A 16094-nucleotide genomic window follows, 5' to 3' on the forward strand; every position below is an offset into this window, starting at 1 on the left:
GACCACTGCTGTACTGAATCTAGGTCAGTTGATCCAGTCGGTCGACCATACAACGAAAGTTGCCCCCCTATGAACTCCACTCCTACCCCCGAGATCGTCGACGTCATCGGTGTCGGCGCCGGCTTCACCGGCCTCTACCTCGCGCACCGGCTCACGACGGCGGGCTGGTCCTTCGCCGGTTTCGAAGCCGGGCCCAGCGTCGGTGGCACCTGGTTCTGGAACACCTACCCGGGCGCCCGCTGTGACGTCGAGAGCATCTACTACTCGTACTCGTTCGACGAGGCGCTCCAGCAGGAATGGACGTGGAGCCAGCGCTTCGCCCCGCAGGCCGAGATCCTCAGCTACATCGAGCACGTCGCCGACCGCTTCGACCTGCGTAAACACTTCACCTTCAACACCCGCGTGGTCGCCTCGACCTGGAATGCCGCCGACCGGCTCTGGGAAGTGGAGCTCGACAACGGCGAGATCCGGCGTGGCCGCTACCTGATCTCGGGCGCGGGTGGACTGTCGACGCCGAAGGACTTCGACGTGCCGGGCCTGTCCAACTTCGCCGGCCTGACGGTGTCGACGAGCCGGTGGAACATCTCCCTCGACGATCTCGCGGGCAAGCGTGTCGCCGTGATCGGCACGGGATCCTCGGGCGTGCAAGCCATTCCGCTGATCGCGGAGGTCGCCGAACACCTCACCGTGTTCCAGCGCACCCCGAACTACGTGATGCCCGCCCGCAACGCCGAACTCACGCCGGAGCAGGTCGCCGCTGTCAAGGACAACTACGTCGGGCTCCGTGAGCAGTGCAGGCACTCGCCCGGCGGCATTCCCGACCGTCCCGTCACCGACAACGCCTTCGACGTCTCCGACGAAGAGCGCCGCAGGCGCTACGAGGCGGCCTACGAGCGCAGCGGTTTCCAGGGCGTCGGCGGCGAGTTCGCCGACCTGCTCTTCGACGTCGAAGCGAACCGGACCGCGTCGGAGTTCCTCCACGACAAGATCCGCGAGATCGTGCGGGATCCGGCCACCGCGGAACGGCTGGTGCCCAAGTACCACCCGCTCGGCGCCAAGCGCAGCGTCTTCGGCACCGACTACTACGAGACCTACAACCGGCCCAACGTCTCGCTGGTCTCGCTGCGCGAGGAGTCGATCGAGACGATGACGGAGAACGCGATCGTCACCTCGGAGGGCACCTACGAGGTGGACGCGATCGTGCTCGCGATCGGCTTCGACGCGTTCACCGGTCCGCTGTACGGGCTCAACCTCACCGGCGCGTCCGGCGAGAAGCTGCAGGATGCCTGGAGCGACGGCATCCGGTCCTACCTGGGTTTCATGGCCGCGGACTTCCCCAACTTCTTCATGGTCGGTGGACCGCTCAGCCCCGCGCTGGCCAGCAATGTGGTGGTGACGATCGAGCAGGCCGTCGATTGGGTCGCCGAGCTCCTCGAACACGCACGAGACAACGGCGCCACGTTGATCGAGGCCACCCCGGAGGCTCAGCAGGAGTGGGTCGACATCACCGAGTGGACCGTGTCCCAGACCCTGTACGCCACCACCGACTCCTGGTACCGGGGCTCCAACATCGAGGGCAAGCCCAACACCTTCCTGGGTTACCTCGGTGGTGTCGGCAAGTACCGCCGCATGTGCACCGAGATCGCCAAGCGGGGCTACCCGGGTGTGGCGATCGACGGCGAAGCGCAGTCGCGCACCGTCGGCCCGATCCACGAGGAGATCGCATGAGCAAGGCAGTCCACCGGCGGTATGTCGCCTTCTCCGACGCGCACTACGCCGGCAATCTCGTCGACGGCGCCTTCGCCCTGAAGCTGTTCGGCGATGTCGGCACGAATCTGGCGATCGAAGTGGACGGCCACGAGGGCCTGTTCGCCGGGTATTCCTCGGTGGACTTCCTCGCCCCGATCCGGGGCGGCGACGTCGTCGAGGCCGAGGCAACCCTGGTGAAGAAGGGAAACCGGAGCCGCACAGTCGATTTCGAGCTGCGGGTGATCTGTCGCGGCTCCGACGACACCGGCCGTGCGCACGTCCTGGAGCCGCCGCTGGTCGCGGTCCGCGCTCGCGGCACCGCGGTCATTCCCACCGCTGGAACGGAGTAGGCACGTGGAGTTGATCAACGACACCGGCTGGGCCGGACAACCCGCGACGGCCGAACCCTCGCTAACCGGTGACATCGACTGCGACGTCGTGGTGATCGGCGGCGGTGGCGGCGGCATGTCGGCCGCCCTTCGCCTCGCCGAGAAGGGCGTCGACGTGGTGCTCCTCGAGGCACACACGCTGGGGTGGGGCGCCACCTCGCGCAACGCCGGATACATCACGAACTCCGTCGCCGCCGATCCCGAACTGCTCGGATTCCTGCTGAAGCGGGAGCGGTTGCGCGAGCTGTACCGCTACGCCGAGCACGCGGTGCATTTCGCCGAGGACGCGATCGAGCACCACGGGATCGACTGCGATTACAAGCAGGAGGGCATCGTGATGGCCGCGGTGTCGAAGGGTCAGTTGCGGCACGCGCGCCGCAACGCGAGGGTCCTGGCCGAGGCCGGCTCGGCGGGCGAATTCGTCGAGGGTCCCGAAGCGGGGCTGCCGGAGGGTTTCCTCGGTGGCATCCGCGAGGGCGTCGGCGGCACGGTCAATCCGGGCAAGTTCGCGCTCGGTCTGCGCGCGGCGACGATCGCCAAAGGGGTGCGCGTGTACGAGTCCACTCCCGCGCGCGACATCGCCGACACCGGTGGCGGGGTGGTCGTCGACACTCCGCGCGGCAAGATCAGGGCGCGCAAGGCGCTGCTGACCACCAACGCGGCGAGCAACAGCCTGTCGCTGGCGCCCAAGCATCTCGCCACTCCGGTGTGGACCTCCCTGGTCGAAACCGAACCCATCGCACCCGAGCGGCTCGACGAGATCGGCTGGACCAGCAGGGCCCCACTGGTCACGCTGCACATGATCCTGGAGAGCTACCGCGTCACCCCGCGCGGAACCATCGCTTTCGGCACCCGCCGCATCCAGGCGGGCCGCAACCCGCTACCGGATCGCACTCCCGCGCGGCACGTCGTCGACGATCTCATCCGTGGCTTCCACGACCGCTTCCCCGGCCTGCGCGACGTCGAGCCGGTGCGGGCCTGGGGCGGCTGGATCGGGATGAGCTCCACCTGGCTTCCCGTCGCGGGTGAGGCCTCCGACAACGTGCTCTACTCGGCGGCCTGCAACGGCCACGGCTTCGCTCAGGCGCAGTACGTGGGCCACCTGCTGGCCGATCATGTCACGGGCGCGCCGCGGCACGAGGACCTGGAAGCGATCTGGCACGGCGGCAAGCGGTTCTGGCCCAGTTTCGTCAGCAATCCGGCGCTGTACCTGGGCTGGCTCGCCGACCGTGCCGTCGACCGGGTGACCTCGTTCACCAAGTAAACGCCATTCAAGGAGAAGATCATGTCCCTCAAGGAACTGCTTTTCGCGGTCGCGGACATCTGGATGATCGCTGTCGGTTTCACCTATGGCATCAAGTTCATCCGGAACTACCGGAACTACCTGCTCGGCATCGAGTGGATCGTCGTGGCGACCTCGGGCACGAATTTCCTGATCTACGGCCTGCTGAAAGCCGGTCACGACAGCCCGATGTACGCGTTCGCCTATTTCCTGGACGCATTCTCCCGGTCCATCGGTATCACGCTGATCCTGGTGCTCGGCTTGATGAAGGTCACCCACCGATACAAGCCGTCGGCGGCCGTCGATATCGGCGCGTTCGCACTCGCGGGTGCCGTCGGTTTCGTGCTGAGCACCTACGCCGAGGAGATCGGCACTCCCGGCAAGATCTTCTACATCGTGGTCAACGTGCTCACCACGGGATTCCTGATCTATTTCAGCAAGCGGCTGTGGGATATCGGCGAGCGTGGGCACGCCGTGTGGGCCGGTGTCGCGACCGCGTGTGGCTTCGTGATCGCCGCGACCTACGACTTCGTGCACATCCCGGGCGACGACGCCGAGCACACGATCTTCTACATCTTCGCGCTGTCGACCTGGGGCCTGCAGATGTTCGCGTACTACCGCGCTTACCGCGCATTCGACGCCCACAACAAGCGAGTCGACGCCACGGAGGCCGCCGGCGATGTCTCGGTCCCGGCGTGATCCGCGATTCCTTCGCACCATCCAGTTCAGGAGCTGAAATGACCACCACCCAGGCCGTACCCGAAGAGCGCACCGAAGTCGTCGTCATCGGCGCCGGAATGGCGGGATTGACGGCGGCGACCACCCTCGCACCCGCGGCCGAGGTGGTCGTGCTGGAATCCACCGATCGCACCGGCGGACGCGTCGACACCGTCCGCCAGTGCGACTATTGGATCAATGTCGGCACCCAGTTCACCGAGGGCACCGGCACGCTGATCGACGCACTCGAGCGGCACAACATCGAAATGGGCTCGCTCGCGGGCAAGAGCATCGCGCTGCACCTGAACGGGTCGACGGTCGACACCTCGAATCCGCTCGCGCTCATGTTCCGCACGCGGATGACGATGATGGATAGGCTGGGTCTGGCCCTGGTCGGTGCGCGCATTCTCTCGGCCGCACCGTTTCTCGAGTCGCAGAGCCGGTTCGCCCAGCGGGTGCGAGCCAGGCTCGAGTCCAAGCTGGCCTCGTATCTGCTCAACGGTGTCCGTTCGGAACTGGCCGCCACGATCGTGCGGTCGTGGTCGGCGCAGTGGATGGGCTGTGATCCGGACGAGACGGCCGCCGCGCAGTTCGTCTACTCGGTCGGCATCGCGCTGACGGATCCGGAGAAGGTCCCGAACTTCTCGCTGCCCGTCGGCGGTAACCAGACGCTGACCGACGTGCTGACCGCGGATCTGGGCGATCGCATCCGGCTGAACTCGGTGGTCCGCTCGGTGCGCCGAGACGGTGACGGGGTGATCGTCGACTATCTCGACGGTGATCAGCCCAAGCGGTTGCGCGCCGAGCGCGCGATCGTCACCACGCCCGCCGATGTCGCCGAACGGATCATCCCCGATCTGCCGCAGCAGTACCGGAACGCGTTCGACGACATCACCTATGGCCGTTACGTGGTGGTCGGGTTCTTCACCGACGAGGTCGGGCCGCAGCGGTGGGACAAGTACTTCGGCATCTCCGCGCCGCAGCTGTCGTTCCAGGCGGTGTTCAACCATGCCGCCGCGCTGCGTACCGGCGACGACCGCAAGCCGGGTGGCGCCCTGGCCTGCTTCGCCGGTGGGAGCAAGGCCGACGAGTTGCTCGACCTGCCCGACGAGGAGATCGTGGCGCGGTTCCGCAACGACTTGCTCGGCCTGCTCCCCGAACTGGAAGGCAAACTGGGAGAACCGATTCTGCGCAGGCATCGCCGAGTCGTGCCCTTCTGGGCCCCCGGCCGACGCAAGACGCTACCCACCTTGCGTGATCCGCTCGGTCCCATCCACCTCGCGGGTGACTACCAGTTGGACGTGCCTTCGCTGGCCGACGCCGCGACCTCGGGCGAGCGGTCGGCGCGCGCAGTGCTGGCAAGTCTCGGACGCTGATGACCCGTTCCGACGCCTACGCGCGCGCCAGGCCGACGGCTGAAACCGGCAGCTGGACAGTGGGTCCGGCGGACATCGCGGTACTGGAATTCGCCGCCGTGTGGGCGCCTTACGGCGGCAACGATGCCGAGGCATTCGTCCAATTCGGCCTCACCCCCGAAGAATTCCACCGGCGGCTGATCCGGCTGCTCGGCACACCCGCCGCGCGCATGCTCACCAATACGACCGTCGCGACGCTGCGCCGCCAATGCCTGGAGCGGTTGTCCCGACTGGCCGATGGTCAGGCGACAGGTCGGATCCGCGCGGTGGAGCACCGATCACGACTATGATCTACGTGTGGTCATCGTGCGAGAAACGCGCAGATCGCCACGACGATCGCCGTCAGCAACAGGCCAAGGGTGACCTCCTTGACCACCGCGATCGTCCACCCGACGAAGCCGCGACCTTGTTTCCAGCCGGCTTCGGCCAGCACGGTCGCGATCGTGTCGCGGACCGGCTGTTCCCGGTCGCGGAGCCGGCGCGGCGTATCGCCGTCCGTGGACCAGTGTTCGACGGTTTCGACACGGCCGCGCTTCTCGCGGACGAGCAGCGTGAACCGGTACGGGGTGCTTTCCCGTTTGAAGTCGTGCGGGCGGGCGACCCGTACCTCTCGCCGGCCGACCTGGCGCACCGTGTAGGCCGGTTGGTCGGTGAGCGCGAGACGTAGTCGCTGCTCCAAATCGTCTCGCGCAGTGGAGATTCGGTCATTCACGAGGGGAGTCTATGTGCTCCTGACCTACCCGGCCGCTCGCATTTCAGGCATTCGTCCGGTCACACCGTCGATTGATCGAGCAGTGTGCGGATGCGGCGCAGGGTGTCGTCGGTCGCGGGACGTTGCACCACGAGCAGCAGTTGGGGGTGGTCGACGGGGCGTAGCTGGAACAGTTCGAGTTCCAGCTCGCCCAGTGTGGGATGGGTGAGACCGATCGTGGCCGGACGGAATTCGGTGACCGAGTACTCCGACCACCACTGCCGGAACTCGGGCGACACTGCCTCCAGCGCGGCGACCAGGTCGAGGAGTCGCGGGTCGTCGGGGCGGGCGCCGACCAGTCCGCGGAACTGGCTGAGAACGGCGCGCGCCGCCGCCTCCCAGCGATGCATCACCGAGCGGTTGACCTCGTCGGTGAGCATCCACCACAACAGATTTCGGCGATCGCCCGGCAGTGTCGCTGGGTCGAACCTGACCAGGGCGAAGGCGCGATTCCACACCACGAAGTCGAGCCGCCCGTCGTGGACGACGGCGGGGCTGGGCAGCAGGGCGTCGACGAGGCGCTGGAGCCGGTCGGTGTGCGGTGCCGGGGTGTTCTCGGCGAGCGGCTCGGGCAACCCCGCGAGCCTGCGCAGGTGCCGGTGCTTGGCCTCGTCGAGACGCAGGGCGCGGGCGAGAGCATCCGCGACCTGGGAACTAGTGTCGATCCGGCGGCCCTGTTCGAGCCAGGTGTACCAGGTCAGGCTCACCCCGGCCAGTTCGGCGACCTCTTCGCGGCGCAGGCCCGGTGTGCGGCGACGCCCCGGTTCCAGGTCGTCGGGGAGCCCGACATCGGTCGGTCGCAGCCGCCCCCGTTGGGCGCGCAGGAATGCCGCCAGTTCGGCGCGGCGATTCTCGCTCATCGGGCCCCTTCCCCTCGACGTTCTGGGTAGCAGTATCGGTGCCAGGACCGGGCCCGCGCCGCCACCTACTGTCGTAATCATCAGCCGATCACGAAAGACCGGCCATCACAAGGGATTACGACATGAGCACCACAACAGGACCCGTTCTCGTCATCGGCGCGACCGGACAGCAGGGCACCGCGACCACCCGCGCGCTGCTCGCACAGGGCCGGGCGGTGCGTGCCTTCGTGCGCGACCCGGCATCGGCGAAGGCGACGGCGCTGCGCGAGGCGGGCGCCGACCTCGTCGTCGGCGATCTCGACGACGACGCGAGTGTGCAGGCCGCCCTGGACGGCAGCCAGGGCGTGTTCATGATGCTGACCATGATGGAAGGCGTCCACATCACCGCGGCCGGGATCGAGGCCGAGCGGCGGCGCGGCGAACTGGTCGTCGATCTGGCGCGCGACAGCGGCGTCGAACACCTCGTCTACAGCTCGCTGCGCGGTGCCGGCCAGGACTCCGGTGTCGAGTACTACGCCGCCAAGGAACACCTGGAGAACTACCTGACCGAGTCGGGCGTCCCGGCGACGATCCTGCGTCCGGTGTTCTTCATGGACAACTTCGGTTCGTTCAACCGCCCGGTCCTCGATTCGGGCACGCTCACACTGAATCTGGCTGTGCGAGAAGATATTCCGATGTCGTTGATCTCGGTCCACGACATCGGCGCCTTCGCCGCGCTCGCCTTGGCCCGTCCCTCCGACTACCTCGGCCGCACCCTGTCTCTCGCCGGTGACCGCCTCACCCCACCGCAGATCGCGCGGGCTCTCGGCGCGGCGGCCGGACTCCCGGCGCGCAGCGTCACCGTTCCCCTCGAAGCGGTCCGTGCCTTCGACGAGCAGGTCGCCAAGATGTTCGCCTTCTTCAACGAGCGCCCCGACGAAGGTGTCGACATCGCCGAGCTCCGCCGAGCCCACCCCGGGCTGCAGGATTTCCCGACCTGGCTGGCCGCCACCGGGTGGTCGGCCTAGCCGCCGAACAGCAGGTACAGGCCGGTGAAGGTGAAGCCGACCATGGTGAGCATCAGTGCCAGCTGTCCGGTGAGGCGGTGGCGCGGTGGGAGAAGGCGCAGGCAGCGGTCGTGGGCGGCGGCGACGCCGAGGACGTGGCCGAGCAGGACGGCGACGACCTTGCAGGTGGCGAGCACGCCGGGGTGGCTCGACAGCACGTAGGCCACGTCGCGATCGGCCAGGCCCGCGATGTTCCAGCCGCGATCGAGCGGGTCCGCGAACAGCAGGACCGTCGCCTGCCCCTTCTCGACGAGGAACGTGAGGTAGTGGGCGATCAGATAGCCCGCCACGATCGGGGTGAGGCTGTGCGCCAGCCGCCGGGGTAGCAACGCTCGCTCGGCGGGGGACACGCCACCGGTGGCCCGCGCGGCGAGGGTGAACAGCCCGCCCACGCTACCGATGAAGACCAGCAGGCCCGCCGTGCGTACCAGCGTCGCGTCGACGGTCGGCGAGAGCTCGTCGACCAGTTCGCGCCAGCGGGGAAAAGACGAGAAGCTGTCGAAGGCAGTGGATCCGAGCAGTGTCGCCGCGACGGCCACCGATCCGGCGAGTGCGGGAGTTCCCGCGAGATTGTTCAGCGGCCTCCGCAGGACCGGTCGTCCGGTTCGGTCGCGCCCGTAGGGACTCAGGTGCGCCAGCATCGTGCTGTACACCTCGAGCGGATCAGCCCGCTCGGCCCAGACCGTGCCGAACAGCACGAGCCCCGCCGAGGTCACGACCAGGTAGCCGATCAGCCACGTCAGCACCGAGCTCACCGAACCCGGTGCGCGCCAGGCCAATTCCAGCCACACGAAGGAGAACAGGCCGACGGCGGCGGGCAGGTGTCCCCATTCCTCGCGATAGCGCAGAATCCCGTTCTCCGGCGCGCGCCGCAGCAGGCGACATCCGAGGCGGTGGATCGCCCGGACGGGGGAGACGACCTTCCAGACCGGACCGATCAGCAAAGACCCCACCATCACGCCGACCCAGACGCCGATGTACAGCACCCCGGGCACCGGATTCAGCGCCGGATCCGGGGAACCGAACACCGCGATGACGAGCACGCAGACGGTGACCACCACGCTCGCCGTGGCGAGAACGATCCGCGTCGCGCGCGCGTCGATCATCCGGCGCACCGGCTCGGGCAAGGGGAATCCCGGCGACTCCGGATCCAGACGCGGCCTGCGCCAGGTTAGGAACACGACGGCGAACGAGAAGGTCAGCGTCCATGCCGCGCCGACCAGCGCGTAGCTGAGGGGGATCGGCAGATCTTCCGCGCCGTTGAGGCCATGAGCGAGGGGGCTCACGGCCGGACCAGCAGGGTCGTCACCGTCCGCCCGAGGTGGTGGAGTTCGATCTCCACCTGGCCGGGCACCGCCACCGTGAAACGGAATTCCTGGCCAGCGGCCGCGGCCACGGGAAAGGTGTGTGGGGGAGCGGAGTGGACGTGCAGTTCGTCGGTGGCGTCACTGTCGACCCGCAGCACGACGGGTTGTCCCACCCGGGCCTCGGTGCGCGTATTGGCCGGGGACACTTCGCCGTTCGCGATCCGGATGTCGAGGGTGCGCGCTGTCGCCGCGGGCTCGACGGTCGGTTCACCCGATGCGCAGCCCATCAGTAGTGCGCCCGCGGCGACCGCGAGCGAGCCCAGCCTGCGACGGGTCACGGATTCTCCTCCGGGGGTTCGGCCGGTGCGGATTCTGGTCGGGCGGAATCGTTCTCGCGCTTCTCGGCGCGCCGATCGCGCATCGCGATGAACAGCACCAGCCCGACCAGGGCCACGGCGGGCAGGAACGCGGGAATCGCCAGCAGCGCGGAGTGGTCGGCGAGAACGTCGACGTTCTCCTGGCCGATCACGGTTCGACCGTCGCCTTGTGCTCCGGTGTGCTGCCCGCCAGATACCGATCGTTGACGCGGGCGGCGCCCCACGCCATCGCCGCGATCAGGGCCAGGCTGCACGCCAGCACCACCAGCCCGGCGAGGCCGATCAGCCAGGACGGATGATCGAAGGACCGCTCGCGCTGCAGGACCGTGATCTCCGCGACGAACGGCCGCGTGAAACTCGCGGGTGCGGGTACCTCCGCGGCGCCGATACCGGGGTCGAGTGGCATGAAGATCGGGAGCGCGGACTGCATGCGCCCGTCCTGCAAGCGCAGCACCGTTTTCCAGGTGCCGTGCACGGGTACCGCGCGGGTGGACACGTAGTGGTCGTCGCCGACGCGACGCAGTTCGTCCACGACGAGGCCGTGACCGGGGCTGTCGTCACCGATACCGCCCTGCCAGGACAGGATCTCCACCCATTCCGGATCATCGCCGACCAGATCGGCGGGAGAGAGCCGGATGTCGGCGGTGACCATCCGTCCGCCCTGGACCGGTTCGGCGTCGGTGAGCACGACGGTCGCCGACGCGTTCTCCGGTACCCGGATGATCAAGCCGTTCGCGGTCGCCGCGGCCGCGACGACCACCGCCGCGACCACGAGCCCCCGCCGCACCGCGGGCTTCGGCAGTGCCTCGCCCCGCAGGACGGTGCCGAGCATCGCGCCGATCACCCCGCCCGCCACGCCGACCGGCACCGCCATCGCGAGCAGCTCGGGCCACATCCCGGCGACCCAGGCATTGACGAACACGCGCTCGACCCACAGCGATTCCAGCCAGATGCCCACCGTGGCCACCCCGAGCCCGGCGAGCGCGCCCCACCACAGCGGTCGGCGGATCAGCGGCACGAGGGCCAACAGCTCGACGACGATCGCGGCCCCGAGGTAGAGCGGGAACACATTGCGCGGCGCCTCGAATCCGGTCCCGACCAGGACCGCGACGACGGCACGCACGCCGAACGCGAAGGCCACCAGCAGCAAGGTGCTGAGCGAGCCGAGGGTGAGCCGCGCCGAGATCAGAGCGATCGTCGCGGCGAAGACGATCAACATCGGTTGCAGGACCAGGCGGAACTGCTCCACGCCGAAGTCGAACTCGACGCCGAACACCGACAGCCCGATCACCAGGCCGCCGAAGGCGAACGCCCGCACCGCCCACAGCACCCGGCCGTCGGCGCGCTCGGGATCGGGCCGGTTGTACCGGCCTTCGAGCTCGAGCAGCAGCACGCCGATCAGTGACAGGCCCGCGCCACCGATGAGCATGAGGTGCGTGGGTCCCCAGAGCGTGACGTCCTGGCCGAACAGCCGATGCCAGATGTCGTCGAGCGGAAAACCGATCAGCGCGTACAAACCGGCGCCGGTGATCAAGATGCCGCCCACCGGGGCGTACCAGTCGCGGGTGATCTTCACCGCGGCCCGGCCCGGCTTCTCGTCGAGCGGCAGGATGACGGCCAGCATGCCGGCGATGAAGAGGAAGAACAGGCCGACCAGGATGAAATAGTGCGCCGGGTTGGCCAGCGGTCCGGCGTCGCGGCCCTTGCCGACGTGCAGGCTCACGTCCCAGATGAAGCCGAGGAACGCGGTCAGGATGGTCGCGAGGAACATCGCGATCGGTAGCGCCACCCAGCCGGGACGGTTCATGATGCGGCCGCTGAAGTCGGCCAGCCGTGCGAGCCAGGTGATCCGCCGGGTCCGATGCAGGTAGGCGACCCACAGCAGCACCGCGCCGACCACCGCGGCCGCACCGGTCATGAGCGCGACCTGATCGAGCGCGGCGCCACCGCCTTCGGTGCCCTGCGCGACCGGAATCGCCGGCGGGGCGGATATCGCTGTGGCCACGGCAGTCCTCCGAGGTTTCGAAGTGCCCGGTCGAGGGGTTGAAGAGCAGTATCCCCCGAATTTCCCCAGATGCCGATACCCACGGCGGCGGGCGAGTGCGCGCCAGTTAGTTGCATAGTACAAATAAGTGTTTTATGGTTGGTTAGCGCAAGCAACTATCCTCGTGCTGGGAGTCGACATGGCAGTGTCACCGGATACGGCCCAAGGGCTGATCAGGGAGCTCTACTACATGGGCAGGGCGATCCGGGCCGCGCTCTCGCATCCGGACGAAGGGGACCTGCTCCCCGGTGGCGTGGGCGTGCTCGGCTCGCTCGAGGCCAGGGGACCGTCTCGCCAGGTGGACCTGGCCGCGGACCTGTGCATCAGCCAATCGACACTGAGCAGACATGTCGCCGAGCTGGTGAACTCCGGCAACATCGCCCGCCACGCCGATCCGCTCGACGGCCGGGCCACGCTCATCAGCATCACCGACCAGGGCAGCGATCTGCTGCTGCGGGTCCGGGAGTCACGGGCCCGCGGGTTGCGCGCCGCACTGTCCGAGTGGACCGAAGCCGAAGCCGAGCAGGCCACCGCGGTCGTGCAGAAGCTCAGGAATTCGCTGGCGGCCGCTCCGCACCACACCGCCGTGGCGGAGCGCCGACCGGTGACGACAGAAAGTCAGGAAGTGGATGTCTAGTTCAGTCGGGACGGAGACTCGGCGTGCCCCGGCACCGATGACGCATCGGCAGGTCCTGGAGGCGATGACCGGGCTGTTGGCGGCGCTGTTCACGGCGCTGCTCAGCACCACGATCGTGTCGACCGCGCTGCCCACGATCATCGGCGACCTCGAGGGATCGCAGACCGCGTACGCCTGGGTCATCACCACGGCGCTGCTGTCCAACGCCGCGTCCACCCCGATCTGGGGCAAGTTCGCCGATCTGTTCAACAAGAAGCTGCTGGTGCAGTCGGCCATCGTCATCTTCGTCATCGGGTCGGTGATCGCGGGCTTCGCGAACAACGTGCCCGTGCTGCTGGCAGCACGCGTCGTCCAGGGCATCGGCATGGGCGGCTTGACCGCGCTCGTCGTCGCGATCATCGGCTCCATCGTCTCGCCGCGGGAACGTGGACGCTATTCCGGCTACATGGGCGCTGTGATGGCGGTGTCGATGTCGGGCGGCCCCATCCTCGGCGGCGTCATCGTCGACAGCCCGCTCGGCTGGCGCTGGTGCTTCTTCGTCTGTGTGCCCCTGGCGGTCATCGCCCTGGTACTGCTGCAGCGGACCCTGCGGCTGCCCACCGAACGCAAGGACGGGGTGTCGATCGACTGGTTCGGCGCCGCGCTCCTGACCGCGGGCGTGTCGGTGCTGCTCGTCTGGGTGTCGTTCGCGGGCAAGGCGGACTACTACGACTGGTTCTCCCGCGAATCCGCCTGGTACGTCGGCACCGGTGTGCTGCTGCTGCTCGCCACCGTCGTGGTCGAATCGAAGGTCGAGTCGCCGATCATCCCGCTCTCGATCGTCACCGAGCGCACCACCGGGCTGGCCATCATCGCCTCGATCGCGGTCGGCGTCGGCATGTTCGGCTCGACCACCTTCCTCGGCCAGTACTTCCAGACCGCGCGCGGCTACTCGCCGACCATGGCGGGCGTGCTGACCATCCCGCTGGTGCTGGGCATGCTCGTCGCGTCGACCGGTTCGGGACAGCTGATCACCCGGTTCGGGAAGTGGAAGTCCTTCGTCGTCACGGGCGGCGCCTTGCTGGTGGTCGGCTTCGGACTGCTCTCGACGATCGACCACGCCACCGATCTGTGGCTGGTGGGCATCTACATCGCCGTGGTCGGGCTCGGCGTCGGCATGATGATGCAGAACCTCGTGCTGGCCGTGCAGAACACGGTGAGCGTGCACAACATCGGCGCCGCGTCCAGCAGTGTCGCGTTCTTCCGCACGTTCGGCGGCGCGATCGGTGTCTCGGTGCTCGGCTCGGTGCTGGCCACCCGCGTGGGCGAGCTGTCGGCGAAAGGCTTCGCCGAGCTCGGCGTGACGAGCGGTTCGGCCGGCGGCAGCAACCTGAATCTGCACGCCCTGCCCGCCCCGATCGTGACGGTCCTGCGCGCCGCCTACGGTGACGCGACGGGACGGATCTTCCTCATCGCCGCCGGTGCGGCGGTCGTCGCGCTGCTGGCGACAACTCTGCTGCCGAACCGTCCGCTGCGCACCACCATCGACATCGATCCGAAGCTCGACCCGACCGCGAAGGAGTCGGCGGCGCACGACGATTCGCCCGATGCGCTGGATGCCGAGCTCGCCGCGCTCACGGCGTCGAGCCGGGACGGAGAACAGGTCTGGGAAGGGGCCGAGCGTGTGCTGTCAGCCGCGGAACCGGTGCCGGCCGGGCGCCACGCGACGGCCGAACAGAACGGTCATCGGGCCGCCGCGGCGCGGGGCGCGCTGTCTGGCGCCGGGTCGTCCGGCACCGGCAGCGGTGGGACGGTGGACGGGCACGTGCGCCGCGAGGACGGTCAGGTGCTGCCGGACGCGGTGCTGACCCTGATCGACCAGGGCGGTCGTCAGGTCGCGCGGGCGAGCAGCGCGGCCGATGGTGGCTACGCGATCAGCGCACCGACGCCCGGGAGCCACGTGCTGATCGTGTCGGCCATGGGATACCAGCCGACCGCGGTCAACGTGTCGATCGGTACGCGGCCCCAGCGCGTGGATCTCACCCTGGTGGGCTCCGGCGAGTTGTCGGGTGTCGTCCGGACCGCCCGCGACGGTGCGCCGTTGCCCGGCGCCACCATCACCTTGACCGACCTGCGCGGTGAGGTGGTCGGCGCGGCCGTCACGGGCGGCGACGGCGCGTACACCTGCGGGAGTGTGGTCTCGGGTGTCTACACCTTGGTCGCGGCCGCCGAACACATGCGCCCGAGCGCGGTCACCTTGACGGTGCCCGACAGCGGGGTGCTCCGGCACGACATCGCGTTGTCCGCGATGACGGTCCTCACCGGATTCGCGCGCGCCGAGGACGGCCGGGCCGTGACCGACGCGCTGGTGAGCGTGCTCGACGCCGCGGGCGAGGTGACCGCGACCGTCCGCACCGACGAGAACGGCCATTACGTCGTGCCCGATCTGCTCGAAGGGCGGTACACCGTGGTAACCCGCGGTTACCCGGCGGTGACGGATCAGGTGACCGTGGCCGGGGCCGAGGTCGCCCACGACGTGCGGCTCGGCTACGAGCCCGAGGACCGCTGATGAGTGGATTGACCGGCCGGGTCCGCACGGCGGAGGGCTGGCCGGTGCCGAACGCGGTGCTGACCGTGACCGACATGTCCGGTCGGCAGATCGCCCGCGCGGTGGCCGACGAGACCGGGGTGGTGCGCACCGACCCATTGGCCGCGGGCGCGCACACCGCCGTGCTCACCGCGGTCGGGTTCGAGCCGGTCGCGCGGATCGCGCAGATCTCCGCGACCGGGTCGGGGGCGATCGGCGAGGTGGTGCTGACGCCGACGGCGGCCACCGTCACCGCGCCGCCGCCGGGACCGTGGACGATCGATCCGGCGCATTCGACGGTGATCGCCACCGCGCGGCACCTGGGCATCGCGAGTATCAAGGCCCGGTTCGCGGAGGTGAGCGGGCGACTCGAGATCGCCGAGCCGTTCGAGCGGTCCACCGGACACGCGGAGATCCGGGCCGCGGGTATCGATACCGGAATCGCGATGCGCGACGACCACCTGCGCTCGCCGGAATTCCTCGACGTGGCCCGCTATCCGACGATCACCTTCACCGGTCTCGGGTTCCGCCGTACCGGCGCCGACACGTGGGCGATGCAGGGGGAGCTGACGCTGCACGGACAGCGTCGCCCGATCGAACTCGCGATGACCTACGGCGGCTGGGGGCCGGATCCGTGGGGTGGCGTGCGCGCGGCGTTCCACGCCGAAACCCTGTTGCACCGCAACGATTTCGCGATCGACTACAGCGCGGTCGTGCGCGCGGGAGTGGCCGCCGTCGGCACCACCGTCAAGATCGAACTCGACATCGAGGTGGTCCAGGGCGAGGGACTGCCTGCCGGATAGCGCGCGTTCCCGATCACTCCTCGCCGACCACGTCGAGGATGCTCGCCACCAGACGCTGTGGCAGCGCCGTGGTCCGGGCGACATCGGATCCGTGTGCCGCCTCATCGGATTCGGGTCGTCGTTCGAGGTTCCAGTGGTGCCTTCGGCGCAG

The 16094-nt window shown here is 68.6% G+C and carries 16 protein-coding genes; 10 read left to right on the forward strand and 6 right to left on the reverse strand.

Annotated features, from left to right (window positions below):
- The first annotated feature begins 69 nt into the window (after positions 1–69).
- The 6 genes from DFR69_RS16210 to DFR69_RS16235 are packed head-to-tail and all read left to right on the forward strand — an operon-like array spanning position 70 to position 5842.
- Positions 70–1728, forward strand: a complete 1659-nt coding sequence (locus DFR69_RS16210) for a flavin-containing monooxygenase (protein WP_110038404.1) — start codon at positions 70–72, stop codon at positions 1726–1728.
- Complete coding sequence (locus DFR69_RS16215; protein WP_110038405.1) at positions 1725–2099, forward strand: hotdog fold domain-containing protein; 375 nt, start codon at positions 1725–1727, stop codon at positions 2097–2099. The genes DFR69_RS16210 and DFR69_RS16215 overlap by 4 nt, the downstream gene beginning before the upstream one ends.
- 4 nt (positions 2100–2103) lie before the next feature.
- Positions 2104–3402, forward strand: a complete 1299-nt coding sequence (locus DFR69_RS16220; protein ID WP_110038406.1) for an NAD(P)/FAD-dependent oxidoreductase — start codon at positions 2104–2106, stop codon at positions 3400–3402.
- 21 nt (positions 3403–3423) lie between these two features.
- On the forward strand, positions 3424–4119 hold the full coding sequence (locus DFR69_RS16225) for a transporter (RefSeq protein ID WP_110038407.1): 696 nt from the start codon (positions 3424–3426) through the stop codon (positions 4117–4119).
- A 38-nt stretch (positions 4120–4157) separates the two neighbouring features.
- Positions 4158–5513 (forward strand): flavin monoamine oxidase family protein, encoded by a 1356-nt coding sequence (locus tag DFR69_RS16230; RefSeq protein WP_110038408.1) that lies wholly within the window; start codon positions 4158–4160, stop codon positions 5511–5513.
- Positions 5513–5842 carry a DUF3263 domain-containing protein gene (locus tag DFR69_RS16235; RefSeq protein ID WP_110038409.1) on the forward strand — a complete coding sequence of 110 codons (330 nt, stop codon included), beginning with the start codon at positions 5513–5515 and terminating at the stop codon, positions 5840–5842. The genes DFR69_RS16230 and DFR69_RS16235 overlap by 1 nt, the downstream gene beginning before the upstream one ends.
- Positions 5843–5853: 11 nt before the next feature.
- On the opposite strand, the gene DFR69_RS16240 is transcribed toward DFR69_RS16235, so the two are convergent.
- On the reverse strand, positions 5854–6183 hold the full coding sequence (locus DFR69_RS16240; RefSeq protein ID WP_147123831.1) for a hypothetical protein: 330 nt from the start codon (positions 6181–6183) through the stop codon (positions 5854–5856).
- 140 nt (positions 6184–6323) lie between these two features.
- Complete coding sequence (locus tag DFR69_RS16245) at positions 6324–7163, reverse strand: helix-turn-helix transcriptional regulator (protein WP_110038411.1); 840 nt, start codon at positions 7161–7163, stop codon at positions 6324–6326.
- Positions 7164–7285: 122 nt separating this feature from the next.
- On the opposite strand from DFR69_RS16245, the gene DFR69_RS16250 reads away from it, so the two are divergent.
- On the forward strand, positions 7286–8170 hold the full coding sequence (locus tag DFR69_RS16250) for an NmrA/HSCARG family protein (RefSeq protein WP_110038412.1): 885 nt from the start codon (positions 7286–7288) through the stop codon (positions 8168–8170).
- Here the strand turns inward: DFR69_RS16250 and DFR69_RS16255 are convergent.
- The 4 genes from DFR69_RS16255 to DFR69_RS16270 are packed head-to-tail and all read right to left on the reverse strand — an operon-like array spanning position 8167 to position 11811.
- On the reverse strand, positions 8167–9495 hold the full coding sequence (locus DFR69_RS16255; protein ID WP_110038413.1) for a hypothetical protein: 1329 nt from the start codon (positions 9493–9495) through the stop codon (positions 8167–8169). The two genes, DFR69_RS16250 and DFR69_RS16255, sit on opposite strands and share 4 nt — an antisense overlap.
- A complete protein-coding gene (locus DFR69_RS16260) occupies positions 9492–9854 on the reverse strand; it encodes a hypothetical protein (RefSeq protein WP_244198289.1) in 363 nt (120 codons plus the stop codon). Before DFR69_RS16260 ends, DFR69_RS16255 begins: the two co-directional genes overlap by 4 nt.
- Positions 9851–10042, reverse strand: coding sequence for a hypothetical protein (locus DFR69_RS16265; protein WP_110038634.1), 192 nt, complete (start codon positions 10040–10042; stop codon positions 9851–9853). Before DFR69_RS16265 ends, DFR69_RS16260 begins: the two co-directional genes overlap by 4 nt.
- Positions 10042–11811 (reverse strand): hypothetical protein, encoded by a 1770-nt coding sequence (locus tag DFR69_RS16270; RefSeq protein WP_244198319.1) that lies wholly within the window; start codon positions 11809–11811, stop codon positions 10042–10044. Before DFR69_RS16270 ends, DFR69_RS16265 begins: the two co-directional genes overlap by 1 nt.
- 265 nt (positions 11812–12076) lie before the next feature.
- On the opposite strand from DFR69_RS16270, the gene DFR69_RS16275 reads away from it, so the two are divergent.
- From DFR69_RS16275 to DFR69_RS16285, 3 genes are read left to right on the forward strand one after another with little or no spacing between them, the layout of a single operon-like run.
- Positions 12077–12574 carry a MarR family winged helix-turn-helix transcriptional regulator gene (locus tag DFR69_RS16275; protein ID WP_110038415.1) on the forward strand — a complete coding sequence of 166 codons (498 nt, stop codon included), beginning with the start codon at positions 12077–12079 and terminating at the stop codon, positions 12572–12574.
- A gap of 37 nt (positions 12575–12611) precedes the next feature.
- Positions 12612–15122: an MFS transporter gene (locus DFR69_RS35760; protein WP_110038416.1), complete on the forward strand. Its 2511-nt coding sequence runs from the start codon at positions 12612–12614 to the stop codon at positions 15120–15122.
- A complete protein-coding gene (locus tag DFR69_RS16285) occupies positions 15122–15943 on the forward strand; it encodes a YceI family protein (RefSeq protein WP_110038417.1) in 822 nt (273 codons plus the stop codon). Before DFR69_RS35760 ends, DFR69_RS16285 begins: the two co-directional genes overlap by 1 nt.
- The last annotated feature ends 151 nt before the right edge of the window (positions 15944–16094 follow it).

Origin of the sequence: Nocardia neocaledoniensis, assembly GCF_003182135.1 — a bacterium.
GTDB classification, from domain to species: Bacteria; Actinomycetota; Actinomycetes; order Mycobacteriales; family Mycobacteriaceae; genus Nocardia; species Nocardia neocaledoniensis.

Excerpts from the sequence above, each read along its gene's own strand:
- DFR69_RS16210 (WP_110038404.1), top strand. The coding sequence starts at position 70 with ATGAACTCCACTCCTACCCCCGAGATCGTCGACGTCATCGGTGTCGGC.
- DFR69_RS16215 (WP_110038405.1), top strand. The coding sequence starts at position 1,725 with ATGAGCAAGGCAGTCCACCGGCGGTATGTCGCCTTCTCCGACGCGCAC.
- DFR69_RS16225 (WP_110038407.1), top strand. The coding sequence starts at position 3,424 with ATGTCCCTCAAGGAACTGCTTTTCGCGGTCGCGGACATCTGGATGATC.
- DFR69_RS16230 (WP_110038408.1), top strand. The coding sequence starts at position 4,158 with ATGACCACCACCCAGGCCGTACCCGAAGAGCGCACCGAAGTCGTCGTC.
- DFR69_RS16235 (WP_110038409.1), top strand. The coding sequence starts at position 5,513 with ATGACCCGTTCCGACGCCTACGCGCGCGCCAGGCCGACGGCTGAAACC.
- DFR69_RS16245 (WP_110038411.1), bottom strand. The coding sequence starts at position 7,163 with ATGAGCGAGAATCGCCGCGCCGAACTGGCGGCATTCCTGCGCGCCCAA.
- DFR69_RS16250 (WP_110038412.1), top strand. The coding sequence starts at position 7,286 with ATGAGCACCACAACAGGACCCGTTCTCGTCATCGGCGCGACCGGACAG.
- DFR69_RS16270 (WP_244198319.1), bottom strand. The coding sequence starts at position 11,811 with ATGACCGGTGCGGCCGCGGTGGTCGGCGCGGTGCTGCTGTGGGTCGCC.
- DFR69_RS16275 (WP_110038415.1), top strand. The coding sequence starts at position 12,077 with ATGGCAGTGTCACCGGATACGGCCCAAGGGCTGATCAGGGAGCTCTAC.
- DFR69_RS35760 (WP_110038416.1), top strand. The coding sequence starts at position 12,612 with ATGACGCATCGGCAGGTCCTGGAGGCGATGACCGGGCTGTTGGCGGCG.
- DFR69_RS16285 (WP_110038417.1), top strand. The coding sequence starts at position 15,122 with ATGAGTGGATTGACCGGCCGGGTCCGCACGGCGGAGGGCTGGCCGGTG.